3 protein-coding genes are annotated in these 1,953 nt (G+C 72.8%); all 3 read right to left on the bottom strand.

Features of this window, described 5'->3' with window-relative positions:
* A partial coding sequence (locus B4M60_RS05300; protein ID WP_291080982.1) for an alcohol dehydrogenase catalytic domain-containing protein occupies positions 1 to 533 on the bottom strand: 533 nt, incomplete at its 3' end.
* Positions 530 to 1,294 carry an SDR family NAD(P)-dependent oxidoreductase gene (locus tag B4M60_RS05295; RefSeq protein WP_291080980.1) on the bottom strand — a complete coding sequence of 255 codons (765 nt, stop codon included), beginning with the start codon at positions 1,292 to 1,294 and terminating at the stop codon, positions 530 to 532. The genes B4M60_RS05300 and B4M60_RS05295, both read right to left, overlap by 4 nt.
* Positions 1,294 to 1,953 (bottom strand): SDR family NAD(P)-dependent oxidoreductase (locus B4M60_RS05290; RefSeq protein WP_291080978.1); only part of this gene is annotated, 660 nt, incomplete at its 5' end. The genes B4M60_RS05290 and B4M60_RS05295, both read right to left, overlap by 1 nt.

The following is a 1,953-nucleotide window of genomic DNA, read 5'->3' as shown; positions in this document are numbered from 1 at the left end:
GAGACCACGGCGTGGTAGGCGGTGAGCCCGGCGTCGGTCAACGGGGCGAGCGCCGGTCCGGCGCCCGGGTCCACGGGGACGAGGTGCCGGGTGGCGGGCACGAGCATGTACTCGGCCAGCCCGCCGTCGTATCCGGTCCCGCCGCCGATCGGCCCCCGCAGGTCGACGCAGTAGTTGTCCCGGCCGCCGCGGCACTTGCGGCAGGAGCCGCACGACCACACGCCGTGGACGCCGCACGTGCGGCCGATCCACTCAGAGTCGGACCGGTCCCCCACCGCGACGACCGTCCCCACCACCTCGTGTCCGAGGGTGAACGGCAACTCGTAGGGCAGGACGCCCTCGGCGGCGTCCATGATGTGGAGGTCCGAGTGGCACAGACCGGCCGCGTCCACCTTGAGCAGGACCTCGCCGGGCGCCGGACGGGGAACGGCCACCCTGTCGAGGGTCGGGCCGCTGCCCCACGCGTGGAGGCGCCATGCCCGCATGGTCGCGGGCGGTTCCCCGGTGACCCCGGCGGGCGCGGCGGCACTCATCGGGCGGTCCACCCGCCGTCCACGGTGAGGACGTGTCCGGTCACGTAGCTGGACGCGTCCGACGCGAGGAACAGCACGGCCCCGTCGACCTCGCCGGGGCGTCCGCCGCGGCCGAGCATCGAGTTCCGTCGGACCCAGCCCGCGGATTTGTCGTTGGTGAACAGCCCGTCGGTCATCTCGGTGTCGAACCACCCGGGAACCACCGCGTTGACCCGCACGCCGCGGCGTCCCCACTGGCCGGCGAGCTCCCGCGTCGTCCCGATCACGGCGGACTTGCTCGCCGCGTAGCCCGCGCCGCCGATCGGCGCGGTCGACACGAGCCCCACCACGGAGGAGATGTTGACGATCGACAGTCCCCGGTCCTCCGGGAGGGCCTTGACCGCGGCCACCGAGAGATGGAAGCCCGAGGTCAGGTTGACGCGCAGGATGTCGTCGAACTCCTCCGCGCTCTCGGACAGCGCGTCCGGCGGACCCGGACGGCCGGCGTTGTTGACCAGGATGTCGATCCCGCCCGTGATCTGCGTCGCGGTCGAGATCAGCCGCTCCCGATCCCCGGGGACGGTGATGTCGCACTCCACCGGGACCAGCCCCGGCAGGTCCGCCGCGAGCGTCTCGAGGCGGTCCGCGCGCCGCGCCGCCGCCACGACCGTCGCCCCGGCCGCCGCCAGGGTGCGGGCGAACCCGTCACCCAGCCCGGAGGAGGCGCCGGTGACCACGGCGACCTTGCCGGTGAGATCGAAGAGCTCCGCTGGGGTGGGCATCAGTACACCGCCGTGCGTCCGCCGTCGACCGGGATGATCGCGCCGGTCGTGTAGCCGGCCTGGTCGGAGGCCAGGTGCACGACCATGCCCGCGATCTCCCGGGGATCACCCAGGCGCCCCGCCGGGAGGCGGTTCACGACCAGGCCCAGGAACTCCGAGTCCCAGTCCGCCGCCATGTCGGAGGCGAACGCCCCCGGCATGACGCAGTTGACCCGCACCGTGGGCGCGTACTCCTGGGCAAAGGCCCGGGTGAGCGCGTTGAGCCCGTTCTTGGAGGCGGCGTAGGTCGCCTCGGGCGGGCTCGGGCGCTCGGCGCCGATGCTGGAGATGTTGATGATCGAGCCGCCGCCGGCGGAGACCATGCGATCTCCGGCGACCGCCATGAGGCGGAAGGGCCCCTTGAGGTTGACGTCGATGGTCTTGGAGAACAGCGCCTCGGAGACCTCCAACGCCGACGGCGCCAGCGGTGCGATCCCGGCGTTGTTCACCACGATGTCGATCGATCCGTGGTCGGCGACGATCTTGTCCACGGCGGGTTCGATGGCGTCCCAGTCCCCCACGTGGAGGGCGAGCGGGTACGCCGCGGTGCCCGTGGCGGCCGTGATCTCCGCCGCGACGGCCTCGCACTGATCGGCCTTGCGGCTGGAGACGATCACCGT

The organism is Dietzia sp. UBA5065 (assembly GCA_002415925.1).
Classification (GTDB): Bacteria; Actinomycetota; Actinomycetes; order Mycobacteriales; family Mycobacteriaceae; genus Dietzia.
The sequence above is the reverse complement of the archived record's forward strand: the minus strand, read 5'-3'. Positions and strand labels throughout refer to the sequence as shown.